This window comes from Polaromonas vacuolata, from assembly GCF_012584515.1.
In the GTDB taxonomy this organism is placed as follows: domain Bacteria; phylum Pseudomonadota; class Gammaproteobacteria; order Burkholderiales; family Burkholderiaceae_C; genus Polaromonas; species Polaromonas vacuolata.
Map to the genome: position 1 here is coordinate 346,661 of NZ_CP051461.1, position 19,014 is coordinate 365,674.

At 51.3% G+C, this 19,014-nt stretch carries 14 protein-coding genes; 6 read left to right on the forward strand and 8 right to left on the reverse strand.

The genetic code is table 11. From position 1 onward, the window contains the following. Positions 1-14 precede the first annotated feature (14 nt). Complete coding sequence (locus HC248_RS01760; RefSeq protein ID WP_168921004.1) at positions 15-2,534, forward strand: YbcC family protein; 2,520 nt, start codon at positions 15-17, stop codon at positions 2,532-2,534. A 21-nt stretch (positions 2,535-2,555) separates the two neighbouring features. Here the strand turns inward: HC248_RS01760 and HC248_RS01765 are convergent, their stop codons facing one another. From HC248_RS01765 to HC248_RS01785, 5 genes are all read right to left on the reverse strand, one after another. After that, positions 2,556-3,254 carry a molybdate ABC transporter substrate-binding protein gene (locus HC248_RS01765; protein WP_168921005.1) on the reverse strand — a complete coding sequence of 233 codons (699 nt, stop codon included), beginning with the start codon at positions 3,252-3,254 and terminating at the stop codon, positions 2,556-2,558. A 75-nt stretch (positions 3,255-3,329) separates the two neighbouring features. Then, the gene (locus HC248_RS01770) at positions 3,330-4,304 is read right to left on the reverse strand and encodes a tripartite tricarboxylate transporter substrate binding protein (RefSeq protein WP_168921006.1); all 975 of its coding nucleotides are present in this window, start codon (positions 4,302-4,304) and stop codon (positions 3,330-3,332) included. Between the two features lie 314 nt (positions 4,305-4,618). Beyond that, positions 4,619-5,644, reverse strand: coding sequence for a serine/threonine protein kinase (locus HC248_RS01775; protein WP_168923611.1), 1,026 nt, complete (start codon positions 5,642-5,644; stop codon positions 4,619-4,621). Between the two features lie 143 nt (positions 5,645-5,787). Further along, positions 5,788-6,207, reverse strand: coding sequence for an organic hydroperoxide resistance protein (locus HC248_RS01780; RefSeq protein ID WP_168921007.1), 420 nt, complete (start codon positions 6,205-6,207; stop codon positions 5,788-5,790). Positions 6,208-6,303: 96 nt separating this feature from the next. Then, a complete protein-coding gene (locus HC248_RS01785; protein ID WP_168921008.1) occupies positions 6,304-6,768 on the reverse strand; it encodes a MarR family winged helix-turn-helix transcriptional regulator in 465 nt (154 codons plus the stop codon). Between the two features lie 105 nt (positions 6,769-6,873). Here HC248_RS01785 and HC248_RS01790 point away from each other — a divergent pair, with 105 nt between their 5' ends. The 5 genes from HC248_RS01790 (at position 6,874) to HC248_RS01810 (ending at position 15,478) form a co-directional block, all read left to right on the forward strand. After that, a complete protein-coding gene (locus tag HC248_RS01790) occupies positions 6,874-7,809 on the forward strand; it encodes a class I SAM-dependent methyltransferase (protein WP_168921009.1) in 936 nt (311 codons plus the stop codon). 227 nt (positions 7,810-8,036) lie between these two features. Beyond that, a complete protein-coding gene (gene purT, locus HC248_RS01795) occupies positions 8,037-9,239 on the forward strand; it encodes a formate-dependent phosphoribosylglycinamide formyltransferase (RefSeq protein WP_168921010.1) in 1,203 nt (400 codons plus the stop codon). Positions 9,240-9,720: 481 nt separating this feature from the next. Further along, on the forward strand, positions 9,721-11,625 hold the full coding sequence (locus HC248_RS01800) for a hypothetical protein (protein WP_168921011.1): 1,905 nt from the start codon (positions 9,721-9,723) through the stop codon (positions 11,623-11,625). Between the two features lie 33 nt (positions 11,626-11,658). Further along, a complete protein-coding gene (locus HC248_RS01805) occupies positions 11,659-13,563 on the forward strand; it encodes a hypothetical protein (protein WP_168921012.1) in 1,905 nt (634 codons plus the stop codon). Positions 13,564-13,975: 412 nt separating this feature from the next. Continuing rightward, positions 13,976-15,478, forward strand: a complete 1,503-nt coding sequence (locus HC248_RS01810) for a hypothetical protein (protein WP_168921013.1) — start codon at positions 13,976-13,978, stop codon at positions 15,476-15,478. A gap of 48 nt (positions 15,479-15,526) precedes the next feature. On the opposite strand, the gene ddpX is transcribed toward HC248_RS01810, so the two are convergent. Genes ddpX through gorA form a run of 3 tightly spaced genes read right to left on the reverse strand, consistent with a single transcriptional unit; the run spans position 15,527 to position 19,006 of the window. Beyond that, positions 15,527-16,072: a D-alanyl-D-alanine dipeptidase gene (gene ddpX, locus HC248_RS01815; RefSeq protein ID WP_238342692.1), complete on the reverse strand. Its 546-nt coding sequence runs from the start codon at positions 16,070-16,072 to the stop codon at positions 15,527-15,529. A 17-nt stretch (positions 16,073-16,089) separates the two neighbouring features. Then, positions 16,090-17,589: an AMP nucleosidase gene (locus tag HC248_RS01820; RefSeq protein ID WP_168921014.1), complete on the reverse strand. Its 1,500-nt coding sequence runs from the start codon at positions 17,587-17,589 to the stop codon at positions 16,090-16,092. A 37-nt stretch (positions 17,590-17,626) separates the two neighbouring features. Further along, positions 17,627-19,006, reverse strand: a complete 1,380-nt coding sequence (gene gorA, locus HC248_RS01825; protein ID WP_168921015.1) for a glutathione-disulfide reductase — start codon at positions 19,004-19,006, stop codon at positions 17,627-17,629. Positions 19,007-19,014 lie beyond the last annotated feature (8 nt).

A 19,014-nucleotide genomic window follows, 5' to 3' on the forward strand; every position in this document is an offset into this window, starting at 1 on the left:
AAAGGACTTTTCTCATGAAACAAACTATTCCTGCCGCAACAACGCTAGACCCTGCTTTGGCCAGCGCTATTTCCCAAGCGTGCAAACACACGGCGCCAGCTTGGCCGCTAGATCAATTGATAGCGGTCAATCCCTATTGGGGTTTTGTCGATCAGCCGATTGAGCAGGCCGCCGCGCAACTGGCCAGCCTGTGCGGTTCGCGCTTACTAATGCCGCGCGCTTTTTATCAACAGGCGTGGGCCTCGGGGCAGATAACGCGGGACGCGTTGCAGGCGGCGATTGCGTCTAGTAAAACATCTATCAGCGTCGATGAGCTGGTGGCTAATTTGACCGTGCAGGGCAGGCCGGTAGAACACTTGAAGTTGGTGACAGCTTTACTCGATGAGAACCGCGACTCGCCGCAAATAATGAGCTGGCGCGATACGGTGGTGCACCAGATAAGTCAGCATTGCGCTTCTTATTTTGATAAGACGCATGCGGCTTGGTCCCCGGCTCAAGAGACGGGAGTTTATGCCAGTTGGCGAGTCCATGCTGCGGCTGACCTGACACTTGCTCTGCGCATGGGACATCAACGGTTTAACGCGCAAGTACTGGCACTGCCGCAAGACCCGTTGGCGTTGATTGACGCCGCTTCGCGTGCTTTGGGTCTGACTGAAGTTAATCAACAAGCTTATTTTCAGGCCTTGCTGTTAGACATCAACGGCTGGGCCTCGTGGTGTGCTTATCTGCGCTGGCAGGCTAGGCTTGGCCAGCGCGACGACGATCAGATTGTGGAATTACTCGCCATACGTTTGGCTTGGGAAGTTTTACTGCATCAAGATCAAATGCAAGAAGTTGTCAAAGCGACTTGGTCGGCTCAGTGGCGAGAGCTTCAGGCTAACGCAATCGCCATGCGCGAATCGCAGCGCATAGATTGGCTTTTTCAGACCGCTTTAGAGCTGGCATATCAAACAACGCTGTGCGCGGATCTTTTGCGTGCGCCGTTGCCGTTGCGACTCGATAGCGAAAGCCTGCACGCTGCGCCTGCTGTTCAGGCCGTGTTTTGCATAGACGTGCGTTCTGAGGTTTTTCGCCGTGCTTTGGAGTCCGTCAGCCCCAGCGTACAAACCTTAGGCTTTGCTGGATTTTTTGGTCTTTCGATTGATTTTTCACCTTTGGGAACTGTCTTTAAGCGCCCGCAGTTGCCGGGTCTTTTAAGCCCCGTATTCAGTGCCGTGCAAGTATGCGATTCGCCCGCCCTAGGCCAAGTGCTGGTGCAGCGCCGACGCGCAGCCTTGCAGTGGCAGGCGCGTTGGAATGCCTTTCGCGGCAGTGCCAATTCGGCCTTTAGTTTTGTTGAATCCTTTGGTCTGGCCTATGCCGGCAAGCTGCTAAAGGCCAGCCTTGACTCACAAGAGTCTGCGCAGCGAATCGAAGACGCCGGTCTGCCGGCGGCGCAGGCCAACACGCTGCGACCACGTCTGCAAGATGCGCATCCCGAGGACAGTGCTGCGAGCGCAGCAGCGCGCTGTGATTTAGCCTTCGGCATCTTAGGCGCTATGGGTTTGACTGGCGGATTTGCTCGGCTGGTTTTGCTCGCCGGTCACGGCAGTCAAAGTGCCAATAATCCGCATGCCGCTGGCTTGGATTGTGGTGCTTGCGGTGGTCAGACCGGCGAAGTGAACGCCCGCGCGCTAGCGGCCTTGTTAAACGATAGGCAGACGCGTAAAGCTTTGGCCGAGCGCGATTTGCAGATTCCAGACGACACCGTTTTTCTGGCGGGGCTACACAACACCACAACCGATGGATTTGATTTTTTCGACCTCGATTTGCTGCCGCCAAGCCATGCGCCCGACTGCATGGCGCTCAAAACTTGGCTGACCCAAGCCGGCCAACTGGCCCGCGCAGAGCGAGCGCCATCGCTGGGTTTAGAGGCGGTGCGCCATCAGCCGCTAGCGTTAGAGCGCGCCGTCAAAGCGCGCGCTAACGACTGGGGTCAGGTGCGGCCAGAGTGGGGTTTGGCCAATAATGCCGCTTTTATCGTCGCGCCGCGCAGTCGCAGCCAGCATATGGATTTGGCGGGTCGGGCTTTTTTGCATGATTACCAGTGGCAAAAAGATGCTGACTTTAAGGTTCTGGAATTGATCATGACCGCTCCCATGGTGGTCGCGCATTGGATAAATATGCAGTACAACGCCTCCACCGTAGATCCGCAACGCTTTGGCAGCGGCAACAAGCTTTTACACAACGTAGTGGGCGGGCATATCGGCGTTTTTGAAGGCAATGGTGGTGATTTACGCATAGGCCTGCCATGGCAATCCCTGCATGACGGCGAAATCTTGCGCCACACGCCGCAGCGCTTGAGTGTCTTCATTGAGGCTCCGCAGCATGCTATTAATCAAATCATCAACAAGCATGCATTGGTTCGGCAACTCGTTTGCCATGGCTGGCTGTATCTATTTCAAATTGATACGGGGCAATCTGTTATTTGCCGGTACCAAGGCTGCGAGTGGAAATATTTTGCGGCAATTTCTAGTCGTGCTGAGAAAGCGTAATTTTTAAACCTTTTACCGCCCTTAAATCGGCTCAAAACCGCAGCTCTTACGCGTTTTAGCCTGGGCTTTGGCGGTCAGCATTTCAACGAATAATGCAGCAGATTCTGGTTGGGTTGCCGACGCGCTGACTGCGGCGGTGTAGACAGACGCTAACTCGAACGCTTTGGGTAGGTTACCCGCTAGCTCAATGCCGTCTATGAGCAAAATTTCGGTGACTTGGGTGCAGCCAATCAAGCCTGGCTCGCTGCTTTTGGCCATTTCGGTTAACGCTGTTGCACCATTCGCATAGGGGCGTAGGCGGTCGGCGAGTTCGGCTTCTAGGCCAAGTTCCGCCAGCACCTTCATGAAGTGAACACCTGCGGTGGATTTGTGCTGATCGGGCATGTAAATGCCGCTGGCTGCGCGTAATGCAGCGGTCAGCGCCTCTGGTGTCGAGACATCTACTGCTGGCTCACCAGTCTTAACCGCCACGCCTGTCATGACCTTGCCCAGTGGCTTAGCACTGTCAGCCAATACGGTGCCGTTTTGTATCGCTTCTTCAATCATTGTTTCGGTCAATATCAGTACATCACAGGGGCTGTTAGCCAAGCGCTCTTGCATGGCACCTACCGCACCAAAGCTGGCTCTGAGCTGGATGTCATGTTTTTCCTGAAATAGGCCTTCAACCGCCAGTACCAAGCCTTGGGCCGCGCCCGCGCTGAGCATAAAAAGTGGGTTCATGTGTTTGTTCCTTAAGATTGGGTTCAGGCATTCCAAGCCAAAAAAACTAAATGACAAGTCAGGGTCAGCCACTTGTCAGTTGAGTTTGATGTTGGCTGACTTGATGACTTTAGCCCACTTGTTGATGTCAAGTTGTATGTAAGTGTCAAACGCGGCCGGGCTCATGGCCATGGCTACTGCTCCCTGCTTAGCCCAAAGCTGTTTGATCTCTGGCGTATCGACGACTTTGGAGACGGATAGATTGAGTTGGTTGACCACCGCCTGTGGTGTGCCACGCGGCGCCATCAGGCCTAACCAAATAGTCGCTTCGTAGCCGGGAACGCCTGATTCGTTTAGCGTGGGTACATTGGGCATGACCTCGGAGCGCTGCTTTCCAGTTGTGGCCAACGCCTTGACGCGGCCAGACTTGACTTGTTCGGCCATGGTCGTGACTGCATCAAACATCACATCGACCTGCCCACCCATCACGTCGGTTCGCGCGCCGCTACTGCCGCGGTAAGGAATGTGGACCAGTGAAACATTGGCCATGCTTTTGAACAATTCACCCGCCATATGGTAGGGCGTGCCGGGGCCGGACGAGGCGTAATTGAGCTTGCCAGGCTTGGCTTTGGCCAGCGCCAGTAATTCTTTGATATTGGCTGCCGGCACTGCGGGGTTGGCGACCAGCACGAGGTCTGAGTAGTTGATGGGCGTGACCGCAACAAAGTCCCTCATTAATACAAATGGTTTGTTCGGAATCAAAGTTTCGTTGACCGTATGCGCATTGCTCATGAGAAGCAGGGTATAGCCGTCGGCGGCTGATTTGGCGGCGATGTCTGTGCCAATGACTGAGCCAGCACCCGGCTTGTTGTCGACGACAAAGGGTTGACCTAAGGACTCTGATAGCCGCTGGGCAATCACGCGGGCATAGACATCCGCCGGCCCACCTGCGGCAAAGGGAACAATAATTTTGACTGGTCTGGCCGGCCAAGTCTGGGCGTAGGCACGACTCGCGGCTAGACCGGTGAGCAGGCTAAGGGCTAGTAGCGAAAGAGTTGTTCTGCGCAGCATATTTATTTCACCCTATCGAGTTTTTTTGATCCCGCTGACCATGCGCGCAGCGTCTTGTTGAACGTATGTCACGAATTCAGGCCTGTTTTGGTGTGGCGCTGATCTGCCAGCCTTGCGAGCGAGCGAGCGACTGACTGACTGACTGAGGGCGTGCATTACGTCGCTAGTGTGTCGGCGTTTTGCCTTGTGGGTCATGCTAGCGCAGACGCGCGCTTCAAAGCCTATCGAAATCCCTTAGGCGGCTAAGAATAGCAGCGGTATTGCTACGGCTTAGTCATGACGACTGAAGCACTTTTTTGACTGACCATCTGCGCTCACGCAACCAGTGGCGCTGCTTGCATGGCCTCGGTTTGCTCTTCCAACATATCAACTTGTCCCTTCCAGTAGTCGCTTGAACCAAACCAAGGGAAATTGATGGGGAAAATCGGGTCATGCCAGCGCTGCGCCAGCCAAGCGCTGTAGTGCACCATGCGCAGGGTGCGCAGCGGCTCTATCAAGGCCAGTTCGCGCCTATCGAATTCGCCAAATTCGTCGTAGCCGTCAACCAGCGCGCCTAGCTGGCGCAGACACTGGCTTCGGTCGCCGGAGAGCAGCATCCATAAGTCCTGCACCGCCGGGCCGCTGCGCGCATCGTCTAAGTCGACAAAATGCGGGCCAGCGCCCTGCATGCCTTCTGGCGTCCAGAGGATGTTGCCTGGGTGGCAGTCGCCGTGCAGGCGTATTTGCTTGACCTGGCCGACGCTGTCGAACACGCCTTGTGCGGTTTGCATGGCTTCTTCAAAGGCTTTGTGCCAGCGTGACTCCATATCCAAAGGCAGATAGTTGCCCGCGCGCAATATGTCGCGTGAGTTGTAGCCAAAGCTTTGCATGTCTAAGGCTGGGCGCAGTGCAAACGGTTTGGCTCGACCCACCGTGTGCAGGCGCGCCATCAAGCGGCCAATCCACTCGAGCACGCTCAGGTCTTCAAGTTCCGGCCGGCGCCCGCCGCGGCTGGGCGAGACGCTAAAGCTAAAGCCGCCAAAGTGGTTGAGCGTCTGGCCTTCCAAGCGCAGGGGGCCAATCATGGGGATTTCGGCGGCCATGAGTTCGGTCGCAAAGTCGTGTTCTTCAATAATTTGTGCGTCGCTCCAGCGATCTGGTCGGTAGAACTTGACCACGACGACTTCACTGGGTGCATTCGGTGCAGCTTCTAAGTGGACCTGGTAGACCCGGTTTTCATAACTCGACAGCGTCATCAGCCGACCATCGCCTATCAAACCCACGCTGGCTAAGGCGTCGAGCACCTTATCCGGGGTGAGATGCTCGTAAGCGTGTGGCGGTGTAGCAGACTCGGGCAACATTTTGTTCATGTCTGATTGTCAGCGCAGATTGAGATCGGTTTGAGTAGGTCTGTACGCCGAAGCGACGAAAAAAAAGCGCCGCGAGTCATAGACCAGCGGCGCTAAGGCTTGGCTGCCGCGTGTAGCGGCAGCACCTTGATCAATTACTTCAGCGTGATGACGACGTCGATATTGCCGCGCGTGGCGTTGGAGTAAGGGCAAACCTTGTGGGCTGCGTCGATCAGGGCTTGAGCGGCGACTGGCTCCATGCCTGGCAGGGTGATGTCAAGGCGAACAGACACGCCGTAACCGGCAGGAATGGTGCCAAGGTCAACGCTGGCGTCAACAGCTAGATCGGCTGGTACGGTAATTTTTTGCATGCCGGCAACCGCTTTGATGGCGCCTATGAAGCAAGCCGAGTAGCCAGCAGCAAACAGTTGCTCTGGGTTGGTACCGGTGCCAGCGCCGCCGGGTGAGCTGAGGTTGACTTCCAAACGGCCGTCATCAGACTTGGAGTGTCCATCGCGGCCACCAGTGGTGTGCGCTTTTGCGGTGTATAAAACTTTGTCGAGTGCTGTGGTCATGGTGAGTTCCTTAGGTTAAAAATGTCTCGTCTAGGAGACGTTGGATAAAACTTTTGCGGCGTATGACAGGTATAAATTTTTTAATCGATGGATTTATCACGTCAGTAAATTTTGACGTAAACCCTGTACTTGGTAGGTCAAGGCCATCAGCTCAGGAACCGTGCATTGACTGGCGCTGAGAATGCAGGGCGGAATTTTTGCGGTTCGACTTTTGAGTTTGATGCCAGCCGGTGTCAGACTGATGTTGACGCGGCGCTCATCTTCTACAGCGCGTACTCGGGCGATGTAGCCCGAGGTTTCTAGTCGCTTGAGCAATGGCGTCAGCGTGCCAGAGTCCAAACTGAGTCGCTCGCCCAGTTCAGACACGCCCAGCTTGTCTTGCTCCCAAAGCGCCAGCATGACTAGGTATTGCGGATAGGTCAGGCCAAGCTCGGCCAATAGCGGCTTATAGACCTTGGTCATGGCTAATGAAGCAGAGTAAAGCGCAAAGCACAACTGGTTGTCCAAACGCATCTCGGCGTCTTTGTTGTTGTCAGAAGGTTTGGCTATTTTGCTTGGCATTCCATTATTATTTCACACAACTAGATTGTGTGCAATTGATTAAAGTGAAAACATTTGTGATGCTGTTCAAGGCGCGGTCACCGCCACGCCTTAAAATTGAGATTCATGAAAAATCCCAAGTTCTCCAGGGCTGCACAGTCCTCAAACGCTCAAGGCTCAAGCCGCAAGTCAAATATGCCTAAGCCAGCGCAACAAATTGACGAGCTGCGGCCGGGCCAGTCGATAGAGCTGCTCAAAGAGCTGCACATCCTCACGCGTGAAGGCAAGCTCAACCAAGACACCCGGCGCAAACTCAAGCAGGTCTACCACCTGTATCAATTTATAGAGCCGCTGCTAGAGCAAGTCTCACAGCAGTCCAAGCCGGCCACGCTAGCCGACCATGGTGCGGGCAAGTCTTATCTTGGTTTTATCCTCTACGATTTGTTCTACAAGGTGGCCCACCCCGATAGCCAGAGCGGCCATATCTTCGGCATTGAAACCCGCGCCGAGTTGGTTGAAAAGTCGCGCGCACTGGCGGCCCGTTTGGGTTTTGAGCGCATGTCTTTTTTAAATCTATCGGTGCAAGACGCCACGTTGTCGGCCGATTTACCCGCCCACATAGATATAGTTACCGCCTTGCATGCCTGCGACACCGCGACCGACGACGCAATAGCTTTTGGCCTCGCCAAGCAAGCGCGCCACATGGTGTTAGTGCCTTGCTGTCAAGCCGAAGTAGCCGGTGTGCTCAAAAAAACTCGGGCCTTGAGCTTGAGCAAATCACCGCTGGCCGAACTCTGGCGCCACCCTTTGCACACCCGCGAATTCGGCAGCCAAATCACCAACGTGCTGCGCTGCCTGCAACTCGAAGCCAATGGCTACCAAGTCACTGTGACGGAACTAGTAGGCTGGGAACACTCGATGAAAAACGAGTTGATTTTGGCCAGCCGACCCGTCGTGCCGAACTTGACCGCGACCCGCGCCGCCCAGCAACGCTTGGACGCTGTTTTGCAAGCGCTAGGCTTGGGCGAATTAACCGCGCGCTTTGCCGTGATGACAACTTGAGTTTTACCTCAAAGCAAGTTGGTTGTATCTCTGCGGCGCCTATGACTTGAACCTGCGATGAATATGGTCGGAGGCAAACCAATTGAGAATAAAAGCTAAAAAAACCAACCACCAAGAGACGACAAAAAAGCCTTTCAGCGCAGGCTGTAAAGTCGAGCATGCGCCAGCTATGAGCGTTGAGCCGCCGACAAAACTTATTCACTACTGATTTTTTTGATTGACACACCATGACCGTACTCGGCACCCCTCTCTCTCCAAAAGCCACAAAAGTTATGCTGCTAGGCTCTGGCGAACTCGGCAAAGAAGTCTTGATTGCACTGCAACGTCTAGGCGTTGAAACCATAGCCGTAGACCGCTACGAGAATGCACCCGGTCAGCAACTCGCCCACCACGCACGCACCATCACCATGAGCGATCCGGCCCAGCTCAAGGCCTTGATTGAAAAAGAAAAACCCGATCTGGTCGTGCCTGAAATTGAAGCCATCGCCACCGCCATGTTGGAAGAACTAGAAGCAGCAGGCACGGTGCGCGTCATCCCCACAGCCCGAGCCGCGCGCCTGACCATGGACCGCGAAGGCATTCGCCGCTTGGCCGCAGAAACTTTGGGTCTGCCAACCAGCCCTTATGTTTTTTGCGATTCACTGCAAGAGTTGCAAGCTGCGATTGACAGCAGCATTGGCTACCCCTGCGTGGTTAAACCCGTGATGAGCTCATCCGGTAAAGGCCAGAGCAAGATCTCGGGCGCAGAAGATGTCAAAGCCGCCTGGGATCACGCCATGGCTGGTGGCCGCGTCAGCCACGGCCGGGTCATTGTTGAAGGCTTTATAGACTTTGATTACGAAATCACCTTGCTCACCGTGCGCGCACTCGACGCCGACGGCCAAGCGCAAACCCACTTCTGCGAACCCATAGGCCACGTACAAGTCAGCGGTGACTATGTTGAAAGCTGGCAGCCCCATCCCATGCCAAACGCTGCATTACAAAGAAGCCGCGAGATCGCCAAAGCAGTAACCGACAACCTAGGCGGTCAAGGTCTGTTTGGGGTAGAGCTGTTTGTCAAAGGCGATGCAGTCTGGTTCAGCGAAGTTAGCCCGCGCCCGCACGATACCGGCATGGTGACTATGTGCACGCAGTGGCAAAACGAATTTGAACTGCATGCGCGCGCCATTCTCGGTTTGCCGGTCAATACAGCACTCAAAAGCCCGGGTGCCAGCGCTGTGATTTACGGCGGCGTCGACGGCCACGGTATAGTTTTCGACGGCGTAGACAAAGCCTTGCGCGTGCCCAACACCGACATCCGTTTATTCGGCAAACCCGAGAGTTTTATCAAACGCCGTATGGGCGTAGCACTGGCTTTTGATGCCGATGTGGAAGTGGCACGAACTAACGCTAAAAAATGCGCGGCCATGGTTAAGCCGCGCTTGGCTTAATGGAGTAGTTAGGGTTGGGTGCTTCGAGGTGCGAGTCATACTTGCACACTCACTACTCACTACTCACTACTCACTACTCACTACTCACTACTGACATGTGCATGCGCGAGTAGTAAGTGCGCTGCGTCTTTGCGGCTGACCTATTTTGTACGGCAAAAGAAGCAGTGCATTTTTGTCAATTTCACAGCAGGTCTTACACCTTAAATTTAGACCTTACTTAGTTGGTTTTATTTTTTGTTTTGACTTTCATAGTCGTTATATAAAAGCAGTTTTTTATATAAGTAAAGACAACAACGCCAAAACAAAAATTAACAGATATTTGTTTTTTCACAAGACGGGAAAATACTGGTTAGCGTATTTGAAATTCAGAAGATAAACACCGTGTACACCCAGTTTAGGTAGCTCTGGGTAGTAAGCCGAGATGCAATTTCATTTTGCAATCTATGTACTTATGCGGTCATATTTTCGTCACAGGATTTCTATGCAGCCTTCTCGTCCTGGTCTGCCGTGTTCACACACGCCAGCATTGGTTTTTCTGCACCCTCATACGCTAGATAACCAGAATTCGCAGCCAACAGCTGTAACCGTAGCCGTAACCGTAAGTACAACGCCGTCTTTAGTTTCAACAAAAATTAGGGCGCATGTATTGGTGCCGCAAGCATTAACCAAGAGACAGGTTAAAAGGGTTGAACTCGACAGCACAGGACGCATCAGTAGTAGTGCTCAATTTTATCCCACACAAACATATCCTCTTAAATCAGAAAAAAATGTGCTTTGGATTAGCTCTAATTCATCTGATATGGGCGACTCCAAAGCGGTGTGTGAAATAGCGGTATGCGATACAAGCAATGCCTCAATGGCTAAAGCCATTGAGGCATTGCAAAAACGTATAGATCACGATACCGAAACAACTTCTGTTTTATTAGTTGATAGCTATAAGAGCGACCTTCCTCTGCTTTACGCGGCTGCAGTACGAGCATCAAGCAGTGCCAGTGCTTTGCACATGTTGTCTCTTTTTTTTGAAAATATTATTACGGCTGATTTGCCCGCTGCGGTAGTGACTGAAAAAGCAAATACTATTGTCGATATTTTTTTTATAGTCCTTGCTGGCCAGAATAAAAAAATGATCAGCTCCGTGTTGAGTTACTTAAATTTATTTTTAAAAACTCCTTTATGGAATTCAGTGACTCACTTGACCGTCAATGAATTTATTTTGGAACGCTTACTCAAAATTACGCCAATCTTGGCGGCACAACTGTCTGATCCAGAATGCTATCCATCAGCAATAGAGTTGTTAACCTTTGTCGCTAGCACCAGTAATGCCCATGCAGGCCAAGTGTTAAGCGTAGTTTCTTGCGACCCTGCTGCCCGCTTAGCATTGTCTGAAGCCCTGTTAATGCCTGATGCATTTGCCTATCCAAACGCATCAGGTGTAGCACCCATAAAACTATTGAGTGCAATTGCCAACCAACGCGGCGACTTTGGCGAGCTTGTTTCTAGCCTTTCAAATATAAAAGAAAAAATAGTTTTTGCCCGGGAATATAGCTGCTCAAGTACTCATTATTTCAGGCTAACAGATCAATTTTTTACCAATATTCTTGATGCCATAAAGTTAATTACAAAGACTGATTTAACTTTATCAATTGCCTTGCTAACAGCGGTTGTGGGTAATAAATCGTCAGTACAAGCGTGTAGATATCTTGCGGCCTTAGAGGCTAAAAAATTAACTGATGAATTTGATAAATATTTTGAAATTCTCTTGTCAGCGGCGATTAGTTTGTCCAGTGATAGTGGCACTTTTATATTCGCATCTTCGGCTTTAACAGTTGAAGTTAAACGTATGTTCCTGGGTAATTTATACCAACGACCAAACCTCTTATTGATGGACACTGAAGATAAGCAGTACCGTGACGTGCATGCCTCCAACATGCTGGAGACATTTAAAGATGAAGCTCGGCAAATGATTCTTCAAGCCAGCCCAGGTGCGCCTGAAATTGAACTGCAACGTTTAACTGAGTTACTGGAAATCAGCCGTAACACGACACCATTGTTTGTGGCGGCGCGTGGTTTTTTAGAAAACAAGATAAAGGCCGTAATTCCTGAATTTTTTCTAGCGCCAATAGCAGATAAAACAGATGAAACGGATGAAACAGACAAGGCCGGTGTTATGGCCTATGCAACTTTACGCCAGGAATATTTTGTTTTGTACGATACGTTTTTGCGTAACCCAGAGGCGGAAATTACACCTGCGTTTATACAGGAAGAGCTTTTACGCATGGCCACATTCCCGCCAGATATGAAAGATGTTCTCAAGTTCTTATTTAGTACCTACGCTAGCCAAGCCATATTCAAAAACACATCGATATTGTTGGATTCCAAAAAATAGTTTTCAATTTTAATTTTTTGCAGACAGGTTTTTATGCAAACTTCTACTTCTGGTCAGTCGCCCTCTTATTCGCCGATCAATTCGCCGATCAATACGCCTAGTGATGCGCCAGCTTATGTTCAATCGCAATCGCAATCGCCAATACGCGATACTAAAAACAGTCATGCGCAAGTGTCAGTAGTTCCAGCGTCGTCACTTGTCAGTTCGCTAGCTGCATCACCACAAACCGCTGGCTTAGTGGCCTTAACCGACAGACATGTCAGGCAAGTCTTGCCAGCCGCATGTGCTACTGATCAAGGCTCTAGCCGCACCAGCCAACCTAGTGCAGCGTCTGCTCTGCAATCGGTAGAACAAAGTGCAGCCATAATGCTGGACGCCAAAGCTGCGGATAGTTTGGTGAGGGCAGACTTTGTTAATCAAATTAAGTCGCTCCAATTCCGCATGATTAACGACGATGCGTTAAGCCTAAATCAATTCGTTGCCCGCTACGAGCAAGACCTTGCCTTTTTGCATACGGCAGTCATACAGCCAGAGACGAGTAAAAGTGCGGTGTATCTATTGGCTATTTATTTGGGGCGAATTATCAATATGCCGCTGCCCAACCAAAAGACTGCGGACCAAGCAAGCGCCATTATTCGTAGTTATTTTGCGCTCATAGAAAGCCACAATACGCAGCTGATTGAACCGGCATTAATGTACGTAACTCACTTTGTGAGAACCCAGTCGTGGAGTTCATCTGCAGCCCAAGAAATCAGCGCTTTTATTTTGCAAGAGTTGCGCGGTATGACTAAAACCTTGGTCGCTCAGTTGTCAGTGCCAGAACTCTACACACCAGTAGTTGAGCTATTAATTGATATGGCTCACACCAGCTCTGAACATGCAAGAGACGTGATGGCGGCGATAGCTGCAGCACCCGCTGCCGCCTTGGCGCTGACGGCTGCACTGCTTAGAACAGAAGATTTTGTCTATCCTCAGCCAACTGGCGCGACGCCCATTTTTTTACTTCGCACATTAATTAATCAATTAGATAATTTTTCTGAAGTGCTTCAGGTCATTCCAAGCACAAGCGGGAAAGTAGCTTTTGTACGTGGATACAGTTTGTCTAGCAGCAGTGTGTTTCGGCAAACGACGCAGCGATTCAGTAAGATTCTTGACGTGATAAAAGCTACGCCTGCGCTAGACACGCCTACCTTAATCGCCTTGCTACTGGCTGTAGTCGGCAGTCATTCTGCGCCACAAGCGCAGCACTATCTAGTGGCGATGAATGCTAAATCAGCCTTAGATGGAAAAGCTGGTGTGGGTGGAACTGCAGCTGTGGATAGTCGTGTAAGAGAACTCTTGCCTGCCGCCATCAGCCTAGCCAGTGGAAATAGTGCATTTTTACTCGCTTCAAAAAATTTAAGCGTAGAAATTAAACTTAATTTTCTTGAGAATTTTTACTCGCAGACTGTATTCGTGGTGAGCCACAGTCGCGATTTGCAATACCGTCAACTGCATGCGTCAAACATGCCAGAAGTTTTTAAAAATACCGCTCGCCAAATGCTATTAGATGCCAGTTCTTCTGCGCCTGGTGTTGAGTTGTCACGCTTAATCGCAATGGTGATAAATGGTCGTGATACCGCTTCTATTTTTGTGGCTGCACGCGGATTTTTAGAAGATCAGATAAAGCAGTCTCTACCTAATTTTTTCACGGAACCCATTGCAGTCGATACCAAAAAAGATGGTTTGCTGGCCTACACCGCTTGGCGTGAGGAATACTTTGTTCTCTACCACTCATTTCTTGAAAATCCACATGCAGAAATCTCAGGTGATTTTATTCATTCAGAAATTGCACGCACTCTCGCGTTGCCAGTCGATATGCAAGACGTACTTAAGACTATGCTCAATACATATTTGAGAACGATTACTTTTAAAGTAAGCAGCGCAGTCATTGCCTAGCAAAAAGTGTATGAATTTTTTATTTGGCAAGACGGGAAACTACTCGGGATTTGCCTGCATATTTAGGATGTAAATATTGACTTGACGGTGGTAGTTAACCTGCCAATACCGCAAGACTTCACACAGGATTTATATGCAACCCTTTAATTCTGGCCAATCACCTGCGCATACACCAGCGAGTACTTCTTCAAGTGCTCCCGCGTTAGACGTTAAAAATTCTAGAGTGTCTGCTGCAACGCCAGCGTCGTCACTTACTGCGAGTGTGACGACATTGCAAAATATAGCTGCACCAGCATTGACCAGCAGGCAAGTTAGCCTTGTTGAAATTGATGACGGCTCCAGCTCCAGTGTGCTTAATGCAGGGGATTCAAAGCTCTTAAGCAGTGGCAGTAGTTCAAGTTTGTTGGACACTATGAAATTAATCCAACAGCGTATGGAGCATGATTGTCATACCGGCTTAGCCGTAGATGATTTTGTTGAACGCTACAAAGTAGAGCTGCCGCTTTTGCAAGCGGCGGTCAATAATCCAGACACTTGTCATCATGCTATTTATTTACTGAATCTTTTTTTGTATAGCCGTGCCAGTGCTTCAAACGTAAGTCCTGAAGTGGCAGAAAAAACTGACTCTATTATTAATAGCTTGTTCTCATGCATTAACAACACAAGTGAGTCAACGGCCAAACTGGTACTGGCTTGTTTGAAAAATTTTACTAATTTAAGTCCTGAAATTTCTGCGATTAGTCCTGAAGTCGGTGCCGCTATTTTGGGACGATTGCGTCATAGTGCCGCTACTTTAGCGACGCAGTCATCAGTACCTAGCCTTTACGCTCCGGCTATGGATTTACTCACAGACATGGCCAATACCAGTCCTGCGCATGCCCGAGATGTGATGGCGGCTATTTCTGCTGACCCTCATGCCAAATTAGCGATTGCCAATGCTTTGATTAATCCTGATTATTTTTGTTATCCGAATTCGTCAGCTGGTGCGCCAATGAATTTACTTCGTGCAGTCATAAGGCAACTGGATAACTTTGAGGACGTCCTTAATGTTATTCCAAGTCTTAAAGCCAAAGTAGCTTTCGTGCATGACTATAGCTGTGCGAGCAATCACTTTTTTGAGCCTACACCTAGGCTTATCGCAACGATTTTTGATTCTGTAAAACGACTGTCAAAGACGGATTTCCCTTTGTCAGTCGCCTTAGCACTCGCCGCTGTGAGCCAAAATAATAAGCTGCAAATACAGGAATATTTGACTGCCGTAAGTGCTAAAACAGATTTAAGCCAACTAGATAAAAGTGTTTTAAACATCTTCTCTGCTGCCATAAGTTTGGCTGACGGAAGCAGCGCTTGGTTGCTGTCGACAGCGCGGTTTACGCCTGAGCAAAAATTGATTTTTCTCGCTAACTTTTACCAGTGTTCAGAACTCATTTCAATGGACACCGAGGACAGGCAGTACCGCGATCTGCATGCTTCAAACATGTCAGAAGCCTTTAAAAATGCGGCAAGGCAAATGATTGTGCACGCCAGCCCAGATACGCCGGACGAGGAGCTGGAGCGCCTAACACAGGTGTTAAAAAACGGCCGGGATACAGCGCCAATTTTTGTCGCCGCACGCGGTTTTCTCGAGGACAAAATCAAGGCTGGCATTCCTGAATTTTTCACAACCCAGATTGCAGATGACGCCAATGAAACCGCCATACTGGACCATACCGTTTTAAGGCAGGACTACTTTGTTTTATACAACACCTTTTTGAGCAATCCGCGTGCTGCTGTTTCGGCTGACTTTATACGCACAGAATTGGCCCGGATTGAAACCCTAGCGCCGGATATGAAAGATGTGCTCAAGACCATGCTGAACTCTTATGTCAGTTTGCCAGCCGCTAAACCATCCTCTTTGGGTGAGTCTAAATTTTGATTTAATCCATGGCGCTGGCCAACGCTAAACTTTAAGCGCGTGTGACTTTCAGACCGGCAGTTCCAGCAGCGCGAAGCGTGATGCATTGGGCAACTGGTAATGCCACCATTCGTTGGGGTGGTGAATAAAACCGGCCTCTTGCATCACGGTCATTAAATACATGCGGTTGATAAGCACTGGTGCGGCCAAGTCGGGGTAGAAATGGTGTGAGGCTTTTGTCATGGTGTCGACTGCTGTGCCCATATCCAAATCTTGGCCATCTAGGCTTTGCAGCGTTATGTCTAGCGCCACACCGCGGGTGTGGTTTGAACCTATTTTGGGGTCGGCCACATAACGCGGATCTGGCACACAGTCCCACAGCGCTTGCTGCGCTTGTTGTGAGCGAAAGGCATCAAACACTTTGATCCGAAAGCCAAAATTTTTGGCCGCAGAAATCGCGTGTTTAAAAAGCACTTCAGCATCTGGGTGCAAATAGCATTTTGCATGCGGGTAAATCACTTTGCCGGTGAAGTTGTCCGCACGCGCATAGATCATGTCTATCTGTATGCCGTGGGTTTCTTCGGTTAGTTCTACTAGTGCGTCGCGACTCAACATCAACTGTCTCTTTGTACTTATTGAAAGGCGACTTCTGCAAAACTGCGCAGCTTGCGGCTGTGTAATTGGTCAGTGCCTTGGCTGCGTAGCAACTCCATGGCGCGTATGCCAATGCGCAAATGTTGATCGACGCGCTCGCGGTAAAAATGATTTGCCATGCCGGGCAATTTAATTTCACCATGCAGCGGTTTATCACTCACGCACAGCAGCGTGCCGTAGGGTACGCGAAAGCGAAAACCATTCGCCGCAATGGTGGCGCTCTCCATGTCAAGCGCAACCGCTCGGCTTTGGCTAAAGCGTCGCTGTGGTTTATTCGCTGGCAGCAATTCCCAGTTGCGATTGTCGGTCGATGCCACGGTTCCGGTGCGCATGATGCGCTTGAGTTCTGTACCGCTAAGCCCGGTCACATTTTCCACCGCTTGCTCTAACGCTTTTTGAATTTCTGCCAGTGCCGGAATTGGCACCCACAGCGGCAATTCTTCATCCAGTACATGGTCTTCGCGTACATAGCCGTGGGCCAATACATAGTCGCCCAGTTGCTGACTGTTGCGCAGGCCGGCGCAATGGCCCAGCATGATCCAGGCATGCGGCCTGAGCACTGCAATATGGTCGGTGATATTTTTTGCATTGGCAGGCCCCACGCCAATGTTGACCATGGTGATGCCGCTGCGGTCAGCACGCACCAAGTGATAGGCCGGCATCTGCGGCAAACGCGGCGGCGCTAGGCCCAGCGCATCACTGTCAGGCGGTGTTAAGCCGGTGCGGCGCGTGACCACATTGCCGGGTTCAATAAAGGCGATGTATTCGCTATTCGGGTCAGCCATTGCGGCATGGCCTAGGCGTACGAACTCGTCGATGTAGAACTGGTAGTTGGTAAACAGCACAAAGTTTTGATACCACTCCGGCGAGGTGCCAGTGTAGTGGCGCAGCCGTTGCAGCGAGTAATCCACTCTTGCTGCGGTAAACAGCGACAGCGGCATGGGCTCACCCGGGCGCGGCTCAAACGTGCCGTTGGCAATCCCGTCGTCCATAGAAGCCAAGTCGGGCAGGTCGAACATATCGCGCATCAACATGCGGCGCTGCGCGTCCATATTGCCTTCAATGTGGTCGTGCTCGGCGAATGAAAAATGCACTGGTATCGGCTGCGTGCTGGTGCCCACTTCCAGTTCTACATTATGGTTTTGTAGCAGCAAGGTGAGCTGCTCAAGGTAGTAGCTGGCATATAAATCAGGTCGGGTCAGCGTGGTTTCAAAGTGACCTGGTCCGGCGACAAAGCCGTAGCTTAGTAGCGAAATGTTCAGCTCTTCTCGCGTGGCGCGCGCCACTGTGTTGGTGTGCAAACGCACAAAAGGATAGCAAGCGCGCACATGGCCGGGCAGAGTTTCGCCGTCGACAAAGCGCTGCATGGCTTGGCGCAGATGGCTAATTTGCTGGTCGTAAATCAGGCTGATTTGGGCCAACGCAGAGGCAGCATCTAGGTAGCGCATTGGGGCGGTAAAACTGGGCAGGTAAGACATGTGGTCGCGCTTTTTTTAAGGTTTGTTCTTTTAAGCGTTAGGCTTTTAAAGTTTGCACTGGCTCGCGCATGGTCACAAGCTCTTCTGCCATGGTTGGGTGTATTCCAATGGTGCTGTCAAAGATGGCTTTGGTCGCGCCGGCCTTCATCGCCACGGCAAAGCCTTGAACGATTTCACCTGCGTCTGCGCCCACAATGTGTAGGCCCACCACACGGTCGGTGGCGTCTTCCACTAACAGCTTCATCAGCGTGCGTTCTGAGCTACCGCTTAGCGTGTGCTTGAGCGCTTTAAAGTCGCTGCGGTAAACCGTGACTGCGCCAAATTTTTCGCGCGCCTCAGTCTCGGTATAGCCGACGGTGCCGATATTAGGATGGGTAAACACCGCCGTCGGAATAAAGTCGTAACTAATGCTACGCGCCGCTTTGCCTGCGGTCGGGCCGAACAAATGATCGACCAGCACCATGGCTTCGCCGGTCGCCACCGGTGTCAGCTGAATCCGGGATGTCACATCACCCAAAGCGTAAATCGACGGTACTGATGTTTGGTACTGATCGTTAACGATCACCGCACCGTTGGCCTTGGTGGCTACGCCAACTTCTTCTAGACCCAAGCCTTTGGTGTTGGCGACACGACCAGTGGCGTACAGCACGGCATCGACTTCAAAGAACGCGTCGCTGCCTTTGACAGAAACTTGCAGACAGTCGCCAACCTTGGCGATGGACGCCACTTCATGCTGGAGTTGCAGCTTGACGCCGGCTTTTTGCATTTCCAGCGCGATGAAGTCGCGCACATCTTCGTCAAAGCCTTTGAGCACTTTCTCGCCCCGGTGCAGCAAGGTGACGTCTGAACCCAAACCGTTAAAAATAGACGCAAACTCGCAGGCGATGTAGCCGCCGCCAACTACCAAAAGGCGTTTGGGAAAGGGCTTGAGGTCAAACATGTGGTCAGAAGTCAGCACCAGCTCACGACCCGTCACCGCCGGCACTTGGGCGGTGCCGCCAGTGCCTATCAAAATGTTTTTAGCGCTATAGCTTTTGCCGTCGACTTCAACCGTATGCGGCCCTGTCAGCTTGGCCCAGCCGCGGATGATGGTCACGCCGGCTTTGTCCAGCATGCCGACATAAATGCCGTTAAGCCTAGAAATTTCACGGGCGCGGTTGGTTTTGAGTAAATCCCAATCCAGCACCGGCGCTTGGCCGACCCAACCAAAGCCGTGAGACTCTTCAAAGGCCTCGGCAAAAGAAGCGGCATAGCTGTAAAGCTTTTTGGGGATGCAGCCGACGTTCACACAAGTACCACCCATATCGGCCACTTCGGCCAAGCCCACGCGTGCGCCGCGTTGGGCTGACATGCGCGCTGCGCGTACGCCGCCGCTGCCGCCGCCAATAACGAAAAGGTCAAAGTCAAATGTCTGCATCAAATTAT